Below are 13,305 nucleotides of genomic sequence, written 5' to 3'. Positions count from 1 at the left end.
ATTTCGTCATCAGACCGTCGTGATGAGGCGTTCCTGTTCCTTCTATCTTGTTGTATTCTGTGTGCGATGCTGACCGACCTGCCCAATATCCTGACCTTGTCGCGGATTGTGGCGATTCCCGTTCTGGTGGCGCTCGTGGCGATAGGGGCGCCGGTGACGGATTGCGCGGCCTGTCTGCTGTTCATCGCCGCGGCCATCACCGATTATCTGGACGGCAAGCTGGCCCGCGCATGGCATCAATATTCCGACCTGGGGCGGATGCTGGATCCGATTGCCGACAAGCTGCTGGTCGGCGCATCGCTGATGGTCCTGGCGGGGTCGGCTCGCCTGCCGTTCGGGGCGCTGTATCCGGCCATCATCATCCTTGCCCGGGAAATCCTGGTCAGCGGCCTGCGCGAATTCCTGGCCTCCACCCGGATCAGCCTTCCGGTGACGCGCCTGGCGAAATGGAAGACCGGGTTCCAGATGACGGCCATCGGCTTCCTGCTGGCCGGCGACAGTACGGGAAAGCTGCTGCATCTCGACGGACTGCCGGTCAGCATGCTGGGGGCGATCATGCTCTGGGTTGCCGCCCTGCTGACGATCGTCACGGGGTGGGACTATCTTGCGACAGGCCTGCGTCATGTCGGTCGCAACGGCGGGACGGCATCAAAAATCGCGTCCTGATTGTGTCAGAACGTTTCGCGCTACTTGAGATTGCGCTTTCGGGCAGGCACACTCCGTTTCGGTGGCGAACGGGGTGGCTGGCCAGGAGAGGCATGATGCGAAACGCGGCGCTGTTGTCGTCACTGGTCCTGCTCGGCGGGTGCGCGGGGTTCGGCAAGCTGGCGGGCGACGGCATGAGTTTTCCGGGGAGCAATCCCAACGCGCCGGGCGGCGAGGCTGAAAACCTGCGCCGCGCGCGGGGGGAGGCGGCGGTGGAGCTGCCGATTCTTCCAGCAGCTGGAAATCTATGGCCCGGCCCCCCCGCGCCATTGCCGACCCTGGGTGATGTATCGAAGGACCGCGGCCGGTTGGGCGACGGGCTGCCTGCCGATGCGGGCGGGGCGGAGTTGCCCGAGGGCGGCAGCATGAGTGCCGGCGAGCAGGCCGAGATCCGCGGCGGGGTCCAGGATTTTTCCAGTGGCGGGCTGCCGTCCGCGGTACGGGATGATGCCGCGCATTATGGTGCGGGCCAGCGGGCCGCGACCATCGTCATTCCCAACGGGGATGGCACCAGCACCATCATCGCACCTGATGGGACGGTCAGGACGGTTAAAGATTCGCCGACCACCCCCAGATAGGGGTAAGAGCAATCCGCGTTATGACTGACTCGTCGGCGGCGTGCCTCAGGGCAGGGCCCGACCTGGCCTGCCGTGTGGATGGAAGGCGTGCCTGTGATTACGATCCTGTATTTTGCCTGGCTGCGCGACCGGCTGGGGCGGTCGAGCGAATCGATGCCGTTGCCCGAGGGTGTGCGGTTCGTTGGCGACGTGATCCGCAGCTTGGCGGAACGGGACGGCGAGTACCGGGCGGTCTTCGGGCTGCAGGGGGGCGCCATCCGTTGCGCGGTCAACCAGGAATTCGCGGGCCCGGATGACGGGGTGCGGGACGGGGACGAGGTCGCGTTCTTTCCCCCCGTCACCGGGGGATAGGCCGTCATGGCGATTCGCGTCAGCGTACAGACCGCCGCGTTTTCGATGGACGCGGAACACGCCCGCCTGATGCAGGGCGGGCACGCGGCCGGCGGTGTCGGCGCCTTCCTGGGTGTCGTACGGGGCGGGGCGGGGCTGCGTGCCCTGACGCTGGAGCATTATCCCGGCATGACCGAATCCATGATCGGTCGAATCGCCGCCGATGCCCAGGCGCGATTCGGCCTGTTGGGCTGCACAGTCATCCATCGCGTCGGACGCCTTGTGGTTGGCGAACCGATCGTGCTGGTCCTGTGCCTGGCCGCGCATCGCGCGGCGGCGCTGGACGCCACCGCGTTCGTCATGGACTGGCTCAAGACCCGGGCGCCGTTCTGGAAGCGCGAGGAATTCGAGGACGGGCGGACCGCCTGGGTCGACGCGCGCGAGGCGGACGATGTCGCCGCGGCCCGCTGGGCACGGGACGGCCGACCCGGCTGATCGGTGCGAGTCGGGCGAGGGGGGATTCGGCGGCCGGGTCCCCTCGGGTGAGAAAAAAGATTTTCCTTGATTTCCGAAAGCCGTGGAAACTCCTTCCCCGTCAACGGGATCGCGCTCTTGCCGTCTGCGGTGGTTCATATATCTAGTGCGTCTTCGATTGCCCGGGCGCGATATGTAGGGGCATAATCAGAACGTCGGGACAGCGAGCGCAGCCCTGTCCCAGCGATTTTCACGGAGATGATGGATGAGCCTGGACGACGTATCCGGAACTGTGTCTGATCGTCCGGCCGACGACCGGGGTCCTGTCCAGGATCGCGGCGTTGACCAGACCCCCGACATGTTCGACGACGTCGTTCAGCTTCCTGGCCATCATCCGGTCCGGGTGAACCGGTCGCGCGACGCGCTGCTGACGCCGTTCGGCAAGGCGACGCTGGATAACCGCTATCTGCTGGACGGCGAGAGCTACCAGGACCTGTTCGGCCGGGTGGCGTCCTATTACGGCGCCGATGCCGGGCATGCCCAGCGCCTGTATGACTATATTTCCCGCCACTGGTTCATGCCGGCGACGCCGGTCCTGTCGAATGGCGGAACGACGCGCGGCCTGCCGATCTCGTGCTTCCTGAACGAAGCGAACGACAGCCTGCGCGGCATCGTCGATCTCTGGAACGAGAATGTCTGGCTGGCGTCCAAGGGGGGCGGCATCGGCTCGTACTGGGGCAATCTGCGCTCGATCGGCGAGGATGTGGGGCGCAACGGCAAGACGTCGGGCGTCATCCCCTTCATCCGCGTCATGGACAGCCTGACCCTGGCCATCAGCCAGGGCTCGCTGCGTCGCGGGTCCGCCGCCGTCTACCTGCCGGTCTGGCATCCGGAAATCGAGGAATTCATCGAGATCCGACGCCCCACGGGCGGCGATCCGAACCGCAAGGCGCTGAACCTGCATCATGGCGTGCTGGTGTCCGACGCCTTCATGCGCGCGGTCGCCGCCGACGCCGAATGGGCGCTGCTGTCGCCCAAGGACGGCGCGCATATCCGCAAGATTTCGGCCCGGTCGCTGTGGATCCGCATCCTGACGGCCCGGATGGAGCAGGGCGAGCCCTACATCATCTATTCGGACCATGTGAACAACGCGCGGCCCGAGCATCACAAGATGGCGGGGCTGGAGGTCAAGACCTCGAACCTGTGCGCCGAGATCACCCTGCCGACCGGCATGGATCATCATGGCAAGGAGCGTACGGCGGTCTGCTGCCTGTCGTCCCTGAATCTCGAGACCTGGGACGAGTGGAAGGACGATCCGCTTTTCATCGAGGACGTGATGCTGTTCCTCGACAACGTGCTGCAGGACTTCATCGACCGCGCCCCCGACGACATGGAGCGGGCGAAATACGCCGCCGCTCGCGAACGGTCGGTGGGACTGGGGGTCATGGGCTTCCATTCCTTCCTGCAGGCGAAGGAGATTCCCTTCGAAAGCGTGATCGCGAAGGTCTGGAACAAGCGGATTTTCAAGCATATTCGCGAACAGGCCGATGCGGCGTCGCGTAAGCTGGCGGAACTGCGCGGAGCCTGCCCGGATGCCGCGGAATACGGCATCATGGAACGCTTTTCCAACAAGCTGGCCATCGCGCCCACGGCGTCGATCTCGATCATCGCGGGCAATGCCAGCCCGGGGATCGAGCCGATCGCGGCCAATGTCTTCCTGCAGAAGACCCTGTCCGGGTCCTTTACCGTCCGCAACCGGCATCTACTGAAGCTGCTGATCGACAAGGGACAGAACACGGACGAGGTCTGGTCGTCGATCACCCTGACCAAGGGCAGCGTCCAGCATCTCGACTTCCTGACGCAGCAGGAAAAGGACGTGTTCAAGACCGCCTTCGAACTGGATCAGCGCTGGGTGGTCGAACATGCGGCCGATCGCGCCCCGTTCATCTGCCAGGCCCAGTCGATCAACCTGTTCCTGCCGGCGGACGTGCATAAGCGCGACCTGCACCAGATCCATTACCTGGCGTGGAAGCGGGGGGTGAAATCCCTGTATTATTGCCGCTCGCTCTCGATCCAGCGGGCGGACACGGTCAGCAATATCCTGGGCAAGAGCGACGTCATGGAACAGGAAGGTACGCCCGCCGCGCCGGCCGGCGTACCGGCGACGTCGTCCTCGACCGATTACGACGAATGCCTGGCCTGCCAGTAACGGCCCCCAGTAAAAGCACATGAGGTCCGGCGCCGTTCCGTCCTGAACGGAGATGCGTCCGGACCAGGCCCATCCGGCCCGCATCGGCGCCTTCCGCCTCCCGGAGAATACGACATGAGCGATACGTCACAGCAGCCCCAATCCGGGGCCGAACCGCATTTCGACCTGCTGACCGCCAATCCGGTCTACAAGCCGTTCCGCTATCCGTGGGCCTATGATGCGTGGCTGACCCAGCAGCGTGTTCACTGGCTGCCCGAGGAAGTGCCCCTGGCCGACGACGTGAAGGACTGGCACCGCACGCTGACCGAAAGCGAGCGCCACCTGGTCACGCAGATCTTTCGCTTCTTCACGCAGTCCGACGTGGAAGTGAACAATTGTTACATGAAGCACTACAGCCGGATCTTCAAACCGACCGAAGTGCTGATGATGCTGTCGGCCTTCTCGAACATCGAGACGATTCATATCGCCGCCTACAGTCATCTGCTCGATACCATCGGCATGCCCGAGAGCGAATATTCGGCTTTCCTTAAATATAAGGAAATGAAGGATAAATATGACTATATGCAGAGCTTCTCGGTCGACAGCAAATATGAGATCGCCCGGACCCTGGCGGCGTTCGGCGCCTTTACCGAAGGGCTGCAGCTGTTTGCATCCTTCGCGATCCTGCTGAACTTCCCGCGTTTCAACAAGCTGAAGGGCATGGGGCAGATCGTCTCGTGGTCGGTGCGGGACGAGACCCTGCATTGCCTGTCGATGGCGCGCCTGTTCCGCGTGTTCATCCAGGAGAACCCGGAGATCTGGACCGAGGCCCTGCAGGAGGACATCCGCCAGATCTGCCGCGACATCCTCGAACACGAGGACGCCTTCATCGATCTGGCGTTCGAGATGGGGCCTGTCGAGGGGCTGGATGCGGCCACGGTCAAGACCTACATCCGCTTCGTCGCCGACCGGCGTCTGAATCAGTTGGGGCTGGACGCACTGTATAATGTGCCCAGCAATCCGCTGCCGTGGCTGGACGACATGCTCAACGCCGTCGAGCACACCAATTTCTTCGAAAACCGCTCGACCGAATACAGCCGGGCGTCCACGTCCGGTTCGTGGGAAGAAGCGTTCGAGGAAAGCGTTTTCCAGTAAGCGCCCGTCCGGCAAGGGAGGGCGGGGCGCCCTCTAGGCAAGGGCGCTCCCGTCGCGCAGCACCGATGTCGCACGAGGGGTAAAACGGCCGTCCTCCTCGTGCAGGACCAGGCCGGGCAGGATGGCGGCGTCGCCTTTCGATCCGATTCGTCCTTGCACCAGTACGATCCGGGCTGCCCGCCCGGCCTTGGGCCAGAACGGGAAGATGGAGATCGCGCCGATCCCGTGTTCACGCATGGAGGCAACCGCTACGTCATGAAGGGCGGCCGGCAGGGCGAGCGTCAGCGTGCCGCGACGGCGGACCTGCCGCCCCAGGCTGCCGACCCAGGCGGCGATGGTCTCGGCGGACGCGAGGCGGCGCGCCAGGTCCCGCCGCGCGTCGGGCGAGGCGGTGGCGTCGTGGCGATGCCAGGGCGGATTGGCGAAGGCGTGGTCGAACCATCCCCCCTCGGGCGGGAACATGGCAAGGGTGGACAGGGTCGTCGGCAGGGCGGGCAGGGTGGTCCGCGCGACATGCAGGCGGTCGAACCCGTTATCGGCGAAATTGGCCTGCGCCAGTCCGGCGGTCGGGAGGTCGTGTTCAAGTCCCACCCCCGTCACCTCGGCGACCCGATGGGCAAGGCACATCAGGCCCGCGCCGGCGCCGCACCCGCCTTCCAGAACCCGGTCCCCGGGGCGCGCGGGGACATGCGCCGCCATCAGGACAGGTTCCAGGCCCGTGCGGTATCCCTGCCGGAACTGCCGGTAGCGAATACGGCCGTCCAGCAGGCTTCCCGCCGTGGTCGCCTCGCACCCCGGCTTGTCCGCCGGGCATGCCTGATCCGGCGGGATCTCATCTATCGTGTCCTTCGGCTTGACCGTCATTCCTGCGCCGCTCATATGTTCAGCAGACCAATCCTACGGAGCCGGGGAGTTTAACCTTTTGGGCGTTGCAGTCACCCTGCCGGAATCCGAACGAACCGCAAGCGCGAAAGACAAAGGGGCGACCAATCCGATGGCGGACGGAACGGAAGCGGCGCTGCGGGAATTGTCGGACTATCTTGGCGACGATATGGCGGCATGCAACCGCGCGATCGTCGAACGGATGGACAGCCCGGTTGCCCTGATCCCGCAGCTTGCCGCCCATCTGGTCGCGGCGGGCGGCAAGCGCCTGCGTCCGCTGCTGACCCTGGCATCGGCGCGCCTGTGCGGATACGAGCCCGGACCGACTCGCCAGCGCCATGTCTCCCTCGCCGCCTGCGTCGAATTCATTCATACGGCGACCCTGCTGCACGACGACGTGGTCGACGACAGCCTGCTGCGGCGCGGCCTGGCCAGCGCCAATGCGGTGTTCGGCAACAAGGCGTCGGTCCTGGTGGGCGATTTCCTGTTTGCCCGCTCGTTCCAGCTGATGACCGACGACGGGTCGCTGAAAGTCATGGCCATCCTGTCCTCGGCGTCCGCGACGATCGCCGAGGGCGAAGTCCTGCAGATGTCGACCCAGAATGACCTGTCGACGTCGATCGAACAGTATCTGGAGGTCATTCACGGCAAGACCGCGGCCCTGTTCGCCGCTGCGTGTCGTGTCGGCGCGGTCGTCGCGGGTCGGCCCGAGGCCGAGGAACTGGCGCTTGAATCCTACGGCACCAACCTGGGCATGGCTTTCCAGCTGGTCGATGACGCGCTGGATTATGCCGCCGACCAGGCGATCCTGGGCAAGACGGTCGGGGACGATTTCCGCGAAGGCAAGATCACCCTGCCCATCCTGGCGGCCTACGCCGCCGGCAGCGACGAGGACCGGATCTTCTGGCGCCGCGTCATCGAGGACAGCGAGCAGAGCCCGGAAGACCTGGATCGGGCCCTGTCGCTGATCGAGGCCACCAATGCGATCGAGACCACGCTGAGTCGTGCCGCCGTCTACGCGCAGGCGGCACGCGACGCGCTGGAGATCTTCCCCGAAAGCCGTCTGCGCCGCCTGTTGCAGGATACGGCCGGCTACACCGTCAGCCGTGCCCGCTAGGGCACGCCGCGATCGTCGGAACACGTTTCTTCAAACGGACCCGCGACCCGCGCATGGCTGACCGTCGTCCCATCCTCTTTTTCGATTCGGGCGTCGGCGGGCTGTCGGTCCTTGCCCCCACGCGTGCCCTGCTGCCGCGCGCCCCTATCGTCTATGTGGCCGACAATGCCTTCTTTCCCTACGGCCTGAAATCCGAGGCCGAGATCGCCGGCCGCGTTCCCGCCCTGCTGGGCCGGCTGGCGGCGCATTATCGTCCCCGTCTGGTCGTCAATGCCTGCAACACCGCCTGCACCATCGCGCTGGGGACGATGCGGGCGGTGCTGGACCTGCCCGTGGTCGGGACCGTGCCCGCGATCCGTCCCGCGGCGCTGGCCTCCCGCACCCGTGTGATCGGGGTGCTGGGCACCGAGGCCACGGTGCGCCAGCCCTATGTGGACCGGCTGAGTGCCGATTATGCCGCCGATTGCGTGGTCCTGCGCCATGGCTCGGCGCGGCTGGTCGAACTGGCCGAGGCCCATCTTCGCGGCGAGGAGACGCCCGACGATGCCTATCGCGAGGTCCTGGCCGGCCTGCTTGGCCAGCCGGATGGCGCGTCCATCGACACGATCGTCCTGGCCTGCACCCATTTTCCGCTGGTCGCCGATCGCCTGATCGCCGTCGCTCCGCGCCCGCTGGCCTTCGTCGATGGGGGCGCCGGCATCGCGCGTCGCGTGGCCTACCTGACCCAGGGGCAGTCCTGGCCTGATGATCCCCCGCCGGGGGTTGCCGTTTTCACCGGCCCCTTCGCGCCGACTGCCGCCTTTCGGGGCAGTCTGGCGCGTTTTGGGCTGACTGTGTTCGAGCGGTTCTGAAAGCCCAGGCGGATCACCCCTGGGCTTGTGCGCCTTTGAACGCGAGGGCCTCTTCGGCGCTGCCGACGCCCCCGTGGCGCGCGGACCACCCGCAGGGGTCTTCCAGGAAGCGCCGGACTTCGGCCGCGGCTTTTTCCGAGAAATAGGGCCGCCCCGCACAGGCTTCCAGCACGTCCCACCAGGTGCACAGGGCATGCAACGAGATGTTCATGTCCGCCAGGGTGCGATGCGCGCCGGGAAACACGCCGTAGAAGAAGACCACGAACGTATGATCCACGATCGCCCCGGCGTCGCGCAGCGCCTTGGCGAACCGGACCTTGGACGACCCGTCCGTCGTCAGGTCCTCGACCAGCAGGGTACGCATGCCTTCGGGCACGTCGCCCTCGATCTGGGCGTTGCGGCCGAAACCCTTGGGCTTCTTGCGGACATAGGCCATGGGCGCCATCATCCGGTCGGCGATCCAGGCGGCAAAGGGAATGCCGGCGGTTTCGCCGCCGACCACGGCGTCGATGCTTTCATAGCCCACATGACGCCCGATCTTCTCGACGCCCAGTTCGACGATCTTGGCGCGGGCGCGCGGGAAGAAAATGATGCGCCGGCAATCGATATAGACCGGCGATTTCCACCCCGACGTCAGGGTGTACGGCTCCTCGGGTCGGAAATTGACGGCCTTGATTTCGAGCAGCAACTTGGCCGTCGTCAGGGCGGCGTCCCGGTCCCAGGCTGTGGAGCCCGTCGAGAGGCCCGCCCCGTTTCCTGTCATGTCGCTCATGCCGCCTGTATCTCCGGATTATTACGTGACTGGTGGATGAGGCTTAGCGGGAACAGGCTGGAAAATCCATGCTCCGGGAAAGGTCGGGCAGGGGATGCTGCTGCTTCTCGGGCGGAAATGGGAAGCGTGGTCCTGCGGCAGGGGTTTTCCTTGCCTGCATAGGGTGAAGACGCTATCATTACGTAATTGCAAATCGTTCGCAAATGAGGGTGAGAGCAGTGGATGTCGAGACCGGCAGGATTGTGCGGAATTGCGAGCGTGCGGTGGTGACCGCCTATCAGGAGCTGCGCGACGTTGGGACCGGCGACATGTCGGCATTCCATGCGTGTACGACCCTGTACCGGATCCACCATCCCGAATCCTCGTTGAACGAGGCGCGGCGTCTGGTGTCCGAATGGATCGACCATCATGTCATCCGCCGCGACCAGGGGCCGACGGCGGGATGCCTGTGCGATTGATTGGGGCGGCGCGCTTTACCGCCTGAACGCGACCTGCTCTACAAACCACGCCAACGCCACTCACCGTCTGTTTTGGCGTAAACCAACGCCACAAAGCCTGCCAGCAGGACGCCATCGGCGATCCATCGCCCCACGCCGCGAAGACTGAGCGTCGCGGCGAGGAAGACGACGACGAAAATCGCCGTTGCAAGCCATCCCTGCCATGAGGCAGGCGATGCGCCGTAGCCGAATGTCTTGGGTTTGAACCAGGCCCGGTTCGGAATTTTTTCCATGTTCAGTCCCTATCCGGATCGTTGGCGTCGATAGCCGATATTCTGCCGCTTGCCCTCATCTATTGGACAGACAAAAAAGCCGGCCCCCAAAGGGGGCCGGCTTTTCCGCCGAAGGGGTGGCGTTGCCGCCAGCCCCATGGTGGAATGTGCGCTCAGCCGCGCTGGTCGTAGGACGGGAAGTCGCGCTGGGGGGAGCCGGTGTAAAGCTGGCGCGGACGGCCGATGCGCTGGCCGGGTTCCTCGATCATTTCCTTCCACTGGCTGATCCAGCCGACGGTGCGGGCGACGGCGAACAGGACGGTGAACATGCTGGTGGGAATGCCCATCGCCTTCAGGATGATCCCCGAATAGAAATCGACGTTCGGATACAGGCTGCGCTTGACGAAATATTCGTCGTGGATGGCGATCTTTTCCAGTTCGATCGCCAGGTCCAGCAAGGGGTCGTCCTTGATGCCGAGTTCACTCAGGACCTCGTGGCAGGTCGCCTGCATGATCTTCGCCCGGGGGTCGAAGTTCTTGTAGACGCGGTGACCGAATCCCATCAGCCGCACGCCGCTGTTCTTGTCCTTCACCTTGGAGATGAAGTCGGGAATATTGTCCTTGCTGCCGATCTCGGCCAGCATCTTCAGCACGGCCTCGTTGGCGCCGCCGTGGGCGGGCCCCCACAGGGCGGCGATGCCGGCGGCGATACAGGCGAACGGATTGGCGCCCGTCGAACCCGCCAGACGCACCGTCGAGGTCGAGGCATTCTGTTCGTGGTCGGCATGCAGGATCAGGATCCGGTCCATCGCGCGCGCCAGGACGGGGTTGACCACGTACGGCTCGGACGGATGCGCGAACATCATCGACAGGAAGTTTTCGGCATAGTTCAGGTCGTTGCGCGGATATACGAACGCTTCGCCCTGCGTGTATTTATAGGCCCAGGCCGCGATCGTCGGCAGCTTGGCGATCAGGCGCATCGCCGACAGTTCGCGGCTGGCGGCGTTCGAGATGTCGGTGCCTTCGTGATAGAAGGCCGACAGGGCGCCGACGGTGCCGCACAGGATCGCCATCGGATGGGCGTCGCGGCGGAAGCCATTGAAGAAATTCCGGATCTGCTCGTGCAGCAGCGTATGCGACTTGATGGTGGAGACGAACGCATCGTTCTGTGCCCGGGTCGGCAGTTCGCCGTTCAGCAGCAGGTGCGCGACCTCCATGAACGTCGCCTGTTCGGCAAGCTGCGAGATCGGATACCCGCGATGCAGCAGCACGCCCTTGCCGCCGTCGATGAACGTGATCTTGCTCTCGCACGACGCCGTTTCGCCATAACCCGGATCGAACGTGAAGACGCCGAGGTCGGCGGCGATCTTGCGGATATCCAGGACGTCCGGTCCCAGCACCCCGGACAGGACCGGCAGACTGGCGGTTTTGCCTTCCAGCGAGACGGTGGCCACTTTTCCTGACTCGGTCATCAAACTCTCCTCTTGGTCGTTCGCCGCCTTCTGGTGCGACAGATCTCATCCCAAACCTGCGGGCACCCTGTCCTCTGCGTGACAGTTCGTCGCGTGGCCCACTGATGCGCCCCCGTTCGGGGACGGCAGGCATGCGCCCGAGATAAGGACGAAACGACAAATGTGGCAACTCCGCCGACGCGGGGTCCGTCATGCCGTCAGGCGCATAGCACCAGGGAAAGAACGGCCCGTTTTGCAGCCAGTTCGTGCCAGGGACCGTGGATCCGGAAACAGGCGACGGACGCGGTGGGAAAACCCCGGCTCAGGATGGATTTGTCCGGGTCATCGATGGCTCGTCCCGCCAGGTCCAGGACCAGATGATACAGGTCCGGATTGTGGCCTATTACCATGATATTATTAAACATATCTGGGATCAGCCGAATGATGTCGAGGATGGTGTCCGGACCCGATTCATAAAGGCCGGCCTCTTGCGCGACGGTGGGGGCCGGGGCGGCGGGGAAGGGGCCCAGGGCGGTATAGGTCTCGCTGGAGCGGATGGCCGGGCTGACCAGGACCAGGTCGGGATGGAAGCCGATCTCGCGCAGTTGTGTTCCCCGTTGCCCCGCCTTGCGGCGTCCCGACGGCGTCAGGGGACGGGACAGGTCGCTGGCCCGGCCCAGATCGCCATGCGGGGCGTGGAAGGCCTCGGCATGGCGCATCAGGACCAGCATGCGCGCGCCCGGGGCGGTGTCACCGCGTTTGGACAGGTCCTGCATCAGGGGGCGCCGTTTCCGTTGGTCTTACGCGCGATCGCCTCGTGATGGCGGATGACTTCCTTGATGATGAAGGCCAGGAACTTCTCGGCGAAATCGGGGTCGAGCTGCGCCGCCGCCGCGAGGTCGCGCAGCCGTCGGACCTGTCGCGCCTCACGCTCGGTATCGGCGGCCGGCATGGCGTGGCGGGCCTTCAGCTCGCCCACGGCCTGGGTGTGGCGGAATCGTTCGGCCAGCATGTAGATCAGCGCGGCGTCGATATTGTCGATGCTCCGGCGCAGCGCCAGCAGGGTTTCCCGCGCGCCTTCCTGTATGCCGCCCTGGGGGGGCGCGACTGTCGTATCGATGGCCGTGCTGTCGCTCACGTGAACATGCTCCTGAATGTTGATCGGCAACATCATATCATCATACAGGTTTTCAGGCGTCGTCGGGCAGGTCGATCCATGCCAGATGCCCGCCCTTGCCGGCGCCGGTATCGGTAAAGACCGAATTGCCCCCCGCGCGACCCGCGCGAACCCACGGGCGCCCGTCCGTCGAGCGCCGGTCGTGCCCGCAATAGACAGTGTAACCCGCCGGGATATGGTCGACCCAGTTCAGGCGGCGTTCGGGGTAGCCGTCTTTCTGCATGCGTCCCGTCGTTTCGCCGAACAGCGCCCGCGACAGGACGGGGGTGACCGCGCCCAGCCCGGACGGCGGCGCTTCCGTCAGCATCCGGGAATGAAAGCCGCCATGCACGAAGATCCGTCGCCCGAGCACCAGCCACGGCGGGGCCTGGGCGATGTCGCGCCACGCCCTGCGCCGCACGTCCTCGTTCTCCGGTGTCTCGAACTGCCGCAGCGTTTCCGTCAACGGCGCGTCGCGGCGCAGCTTGTGGCCCGCCAGCGCACGGGCCAGCTTGCGGTCGTGGTTGCCCAGGATGAACAGCCCGCGTCCCTCGTCCAGCAGGCGCTGCATCAGGCGGAACGTGCCCACGCTGTCAGGCCCATGGTCCACAAGGTCGCCCAGCTGGATCACGAAACGGTCGGTGGCCACCGCGTGGCGAAAGGCCCGCAGGTCGCCATGGACGTCGCCCACCACCCGAATCGGGCGCCCCGCGATCAGCCGTTCGACGACGGCGCTGTCATAGGTGGCGAGCACCGGATCAGGCGGCGCGGAGGGCGGCAGGCCGGGCGATGGCAGATCGTCGGCGGGGAAGGGCGGTGCGGGTCCGGAAGGCTGGCTGCGGTCCAATCGAATGTCCGTTTCTGGCGACAGAGGGGCGACGGCATGTTCCATCCCGTGACATTGGTATGGACATCCCCCTTTGCCATGTCCGCGCCG

Annotated in this window: 16 protein-coding genes; 9 read left to right on the top strand and 7 right to left on the bottom strand. The window is 65.2% G+C overall.

Annotated features, from left to right (window positions below):
- Window positions 1-66 precede the first annotated feature (66 nt).
- From pgsA to HLH21_RS07120, 6 genes are all read left to right on the top strand, one after another.
- The gene (pgsA, locus tag HLH21_RS07145; RefSeq protein WP_182942768.1) at window positions 67-666 is read left to right on the top strand and encodes a CDP-diacylglycerol--glycerol-3-phosphate 3-phosphatidyltransferase; all 600 of its coding nucleotides are present in this window, start codon (window positions 67-69) and stop codon (window positions 664-666) included.
- Window positions 667-761: 95 nt separating this feature from the next.
- A complete protein-coding gene (locus tag HLH21_RS07140; RefSeq protein ID WP_182942766.1) occupies window positions 762-1,283 on the top strand; it encodes a hypothetical protein in 522 nt (173 codons plus the stop codon).
- A gap of 87 nt (window positions 1,284-1,370) precedes the next feature.
- Window positions 1,371-1,634: a molybdopterin converting factor subunit 1 gene (gene moaD / locus HLH21_RS07135; protein WP_456305458.1), complete on the top strand. Its 264-nt coding sequence runs from the start codon at window positions 1,371-1,373 to the stop codon at window positions 1,632-1,634.
- Window positions 1,635-1,640: 6 nt separating this feature from the next.
- Window positions 1,641-2,108, top strand: a complete 468-nt coding sequence (locus HLH21_RS07130) for a molybdenum cofactor biosynthesis protein MoaE (RefSeq protein WP_182942764.1) — start codon at window positions 1,641-1,643, stop codon at window positions 2,106-2,108.
- Between the two features lie 244 nt (window positions 2,109-2,352).
- Complete coding sequence (locus HLH21_RS07125; RefSeq protein WP_182942762.1) at window positions 2,353-4,296, top strand: ribonucleoside-diphosphate reductase subunit alpha; 1,944 nt, start codon at window positions 2,353-2,355, stop codon at window positions 4,294-4,296.
- Window positions 4,297-4,410: 114 nt separating this feature from the next.
- A complete protein-coding gene (locus HLH21_RS07120) occupies window positions 4,411-5,430 on the top strand; it encodes a ribonucleotide-diphosphate reductase subunit beta (RefSeq protein ID WP_182942760.1) in 1,020 nt (339 codons plus the stop codon).
- Window positions 5,431-5,463: 33 nt separating this feature from the next.
- Here HLH21_RS07120 and HLH21_RS07115 read toward each other — a convergent pair whose 3' ends face one another.
- Complete coding sequence (locus tag HLH21_RS07115) at window positions 5,464-6,309, bottom strand: tRNA1(Val) (adenine(37)-N6)-methyltransferase (protein ID WP_246379371.1); 846 nt, start codon at window positions 6,307-6,309, stop codon at window positions 5,464-5,466.
- Between the two features lie 115 nt (window positions 6,310-6,424).
- Here HLH21_RS07115 and HLH21_RS07110 point away from each other — a divergent pair, with 115 nt between their 5' ends.
- The gene (locus HLH21_RS07110) at window positions 6,425-7,429 is read left to right on the top strand and encodes a polyprenyl synthetase family protein (protein WP_182942758.1); all 1,005 of its coding nucleotides are present in this window, start codon (window positions 6,425-6,427) and stop codon (window positions 7,427-7,429) included.
- A 53-nt stretch (window positions 7,430-7,482) separates the two neighbouring features.
- Complete coding sequence (gene murI / locus HLH21_RS07105; RefSeq protein WP_182942756.1) at window positions 7,483-8,280, top strand: glutamate racemase; 798 nt, start codon at window positions 7,483-7,485, stop codon at window positions 8,278-8,280.
- A 13-nt stretch (window positions 8,281-8,293) separates the two neighbouring features.
- On the opposite strand, the gene HLH21_RS07100 is transcribed toward murI, so the two are convergent.
- The gene (locus HLH21_RS07100) at window positions 8,294-9,052 is read right to left on the bottom strand and encodes an orotate phosphoribosyltransferase (RefSeq protein ID WP_182942754.1); all 759 of its coding nucleotides are present in this window, start codon (window positions 9,050-9,052) and stop codon (window positions 8,294-8,296) included.
- A 203-nt stretch (window positions 9,053-9,255) separates the two neighbouring features.
- Between HLH21_RS07100 and HLH21_RS07095 the strand changes: the two genes are divergently transcribed.
- Window positions 9,256-9,510 carry a hypothetical protein gene (locus tag HLH21_RS07095; RefSeq protein WP_182942752.1) on the top strand — a complete coding sequence of 85 codons (255 nt, stop codon included), beginning with the start codon at window positions 9,256-9,258 and terminating at the stop codon, window positions 9,508-9,510.
- Window positions 9,511-9,548: 38 nt separating this feature from the next.
- Here HLH21_RS07095 and HLH21_RS07090 read toward each other — a convergent pair whose 3' ends face one another.
- From HLH21_RS07090 to HLH21_RS07070, 5 genes are all read right to left on the bottom strand, one after another.
- A complete protein-coding gene (locus HLH21_RS07090) occupies window positions 9,549-9,782 on the bottom strand; it encodes a hypothetical protein (RefSeq protein ID WP_182942750.1) in 234 nt (77 codons plus the stop codon).
- Window positions 9,783-9,934: 152 nt separating this feature from the next.
- On the bottom strand, window positions 9,935-11,233 hold the full coding sequence (gltA, locus tag HLH21_RS07085; RefSeq protein ID WP_182942748.1) for a citrate synthase: 1,299 nt from the start codon (window positions 11,231-11,233) through the stop codon (window positions 9,935-9,937).
- Between the two features lie 197 nt (window positions 11,234-11,430).
- Window positions 11,431-11,988: a SixA phosphatase family protein gene (locus tag HLH21_RS07080; protein WP_182942746.1), complete on the bottom strand. Its 558-nt coding sequence runs from the start codon at window positions 11,986-11,988 to the stop codon at window positions 11,431-11,433.
- On the bottom strand, window positions 11,988-12,299 hold the full coding sequence (locus tag HLH21_RS07075; protein WP_264811746.1) for a chorismate mutase: 312 nt from the start codon (window positions 12,297-12,299) through the stop codon (window positions 11,988-11,990). The genes HLH21_RS07080 and HLH21_RS07075 overlap by 1 nt, the downstream gene beginning before the upstream one ends.
- A gap of 103 nt (window positions 12,300-12,402) precedes the next feature.
- Window positions 12,403-13,215: a metallophosphoesterase gene (locus HLH21_RS07070; RefSeq protein WP_246379370.1), complete on the bottom strand. Its 813-nt coding sequence runs from the start codon at window positions 13,213-13,215 to the stop codon at window positions 12,403-12,405.
- Window positions 13,216-13,305: the final 90 nt, after the last annotated feature.

It is taken from the genome of Gluconacetobacter johannae (assembly GCF_014174305.1).
GTDB classification, from domain to species: Bacteria; Pseudomonadota; Alphaproteobacteria; order Acetobacterales; family Acetobacteraceae; genus Gluconacetobacter; species Gluconacetobacter johannae.
This window is presented reverse-complemented; position numbering and strand designations above follow the sequence as displayed.

Excerpts from the sequence above, each read along its gene's own strand:
- HLH21_RS07080 (WP_182942746.1), bottom strand. The coding sequence starts at position 11,988 with ATGCAGGACCTGTCCAAACGCGGTGACACCGCCCCGGGCGCGCGCATG.
- HLH21_RS07115 (WP_246379371.1), bottom strand. The coding sequence starts at position 6,309 with ATGAGCGGCGCAGGAATGACGGTCAAGCCGAAGGACACGATAGATGAG.
- murI (WP_182942756.1), top strand. The coding sequence starts at position 7,483 with ATGGCTGACCGTCGTCCCATCCTCTTTTTCGATTCGGGCGTCGGCGGG.
- HLH21_RS07130 (WP_182942764.1), top strand. The coding sequence starts at position 1,641 with ATGGCGATTCGCGTCAGCGTACAGACCGCCGCGTTTTCGATGGACGCG.
- HLH21_RS07110 (WP_182942758.1), top strand. The coding sequence starts at position 6,425 with ATGGCGGACGGAACGGAAGCGGCGCTGCGGGAATTGTCGGACTATCTT.
- gltA (WP_182942748.1), bottom strand. The coding sequence starts at position 11,233 with ATGACCGAGTCAGGAAAAGTGGCCACCGTCTCGCTGGAAGGCAAAACC.
- HLH21_RS07100 (WP_182942754.1), bottom strand. The coding sequence starts at position 9,052 with ATGAGCGACATGACAGGAAACGGGGCGGGCCTCTCGACGGGCTCCACA.
- HLH21_RS07095 (WP_182942752.1), top strand. The coding sequence starts at position 9,256 with ATGAGGGTGAGAGCAGTGGATGTCGAGACCGGCAGGATTGTGCGGAAT.
- HLH21_RS07120 (WP_182942760.1), top strand. The coding sequence starts at position 4,411 with ATGAGCGATACGTCACAGCAGCCCCAATCCGGGGCCGAACCGCATTTC.
- HLH21_RS07140 (WP_182942766.1), top strand. The coding sequence starts at position 762 with ATGCGAAACGCGGCGCTGTTGTCGTCACTGGTCCTGCTCGGCGGGTGC.
- HLH21_RS07090 (WP_182942750.1), bottom strand. The coding sequence starts at position 9,782 with ATGGAAAAAATTCCGAACCGGGCCTGGTTCAAACCCAAGACATTCGGC.
- pgsA (WP_182942768.1), top strand. The coding sequence starts at position 67 with ATGCTGACCGACCTGCCCAATATCCTGACCTTGTCGCGGATTGTGGCG.
- HLH21_RS07125 (WP_182942762.1), top strand. The coding sequence starts at position 2,353 with ATGAGCCTGGACGACGTATCCGGAACTGTGTCTGATCGTCCGGCCGAC.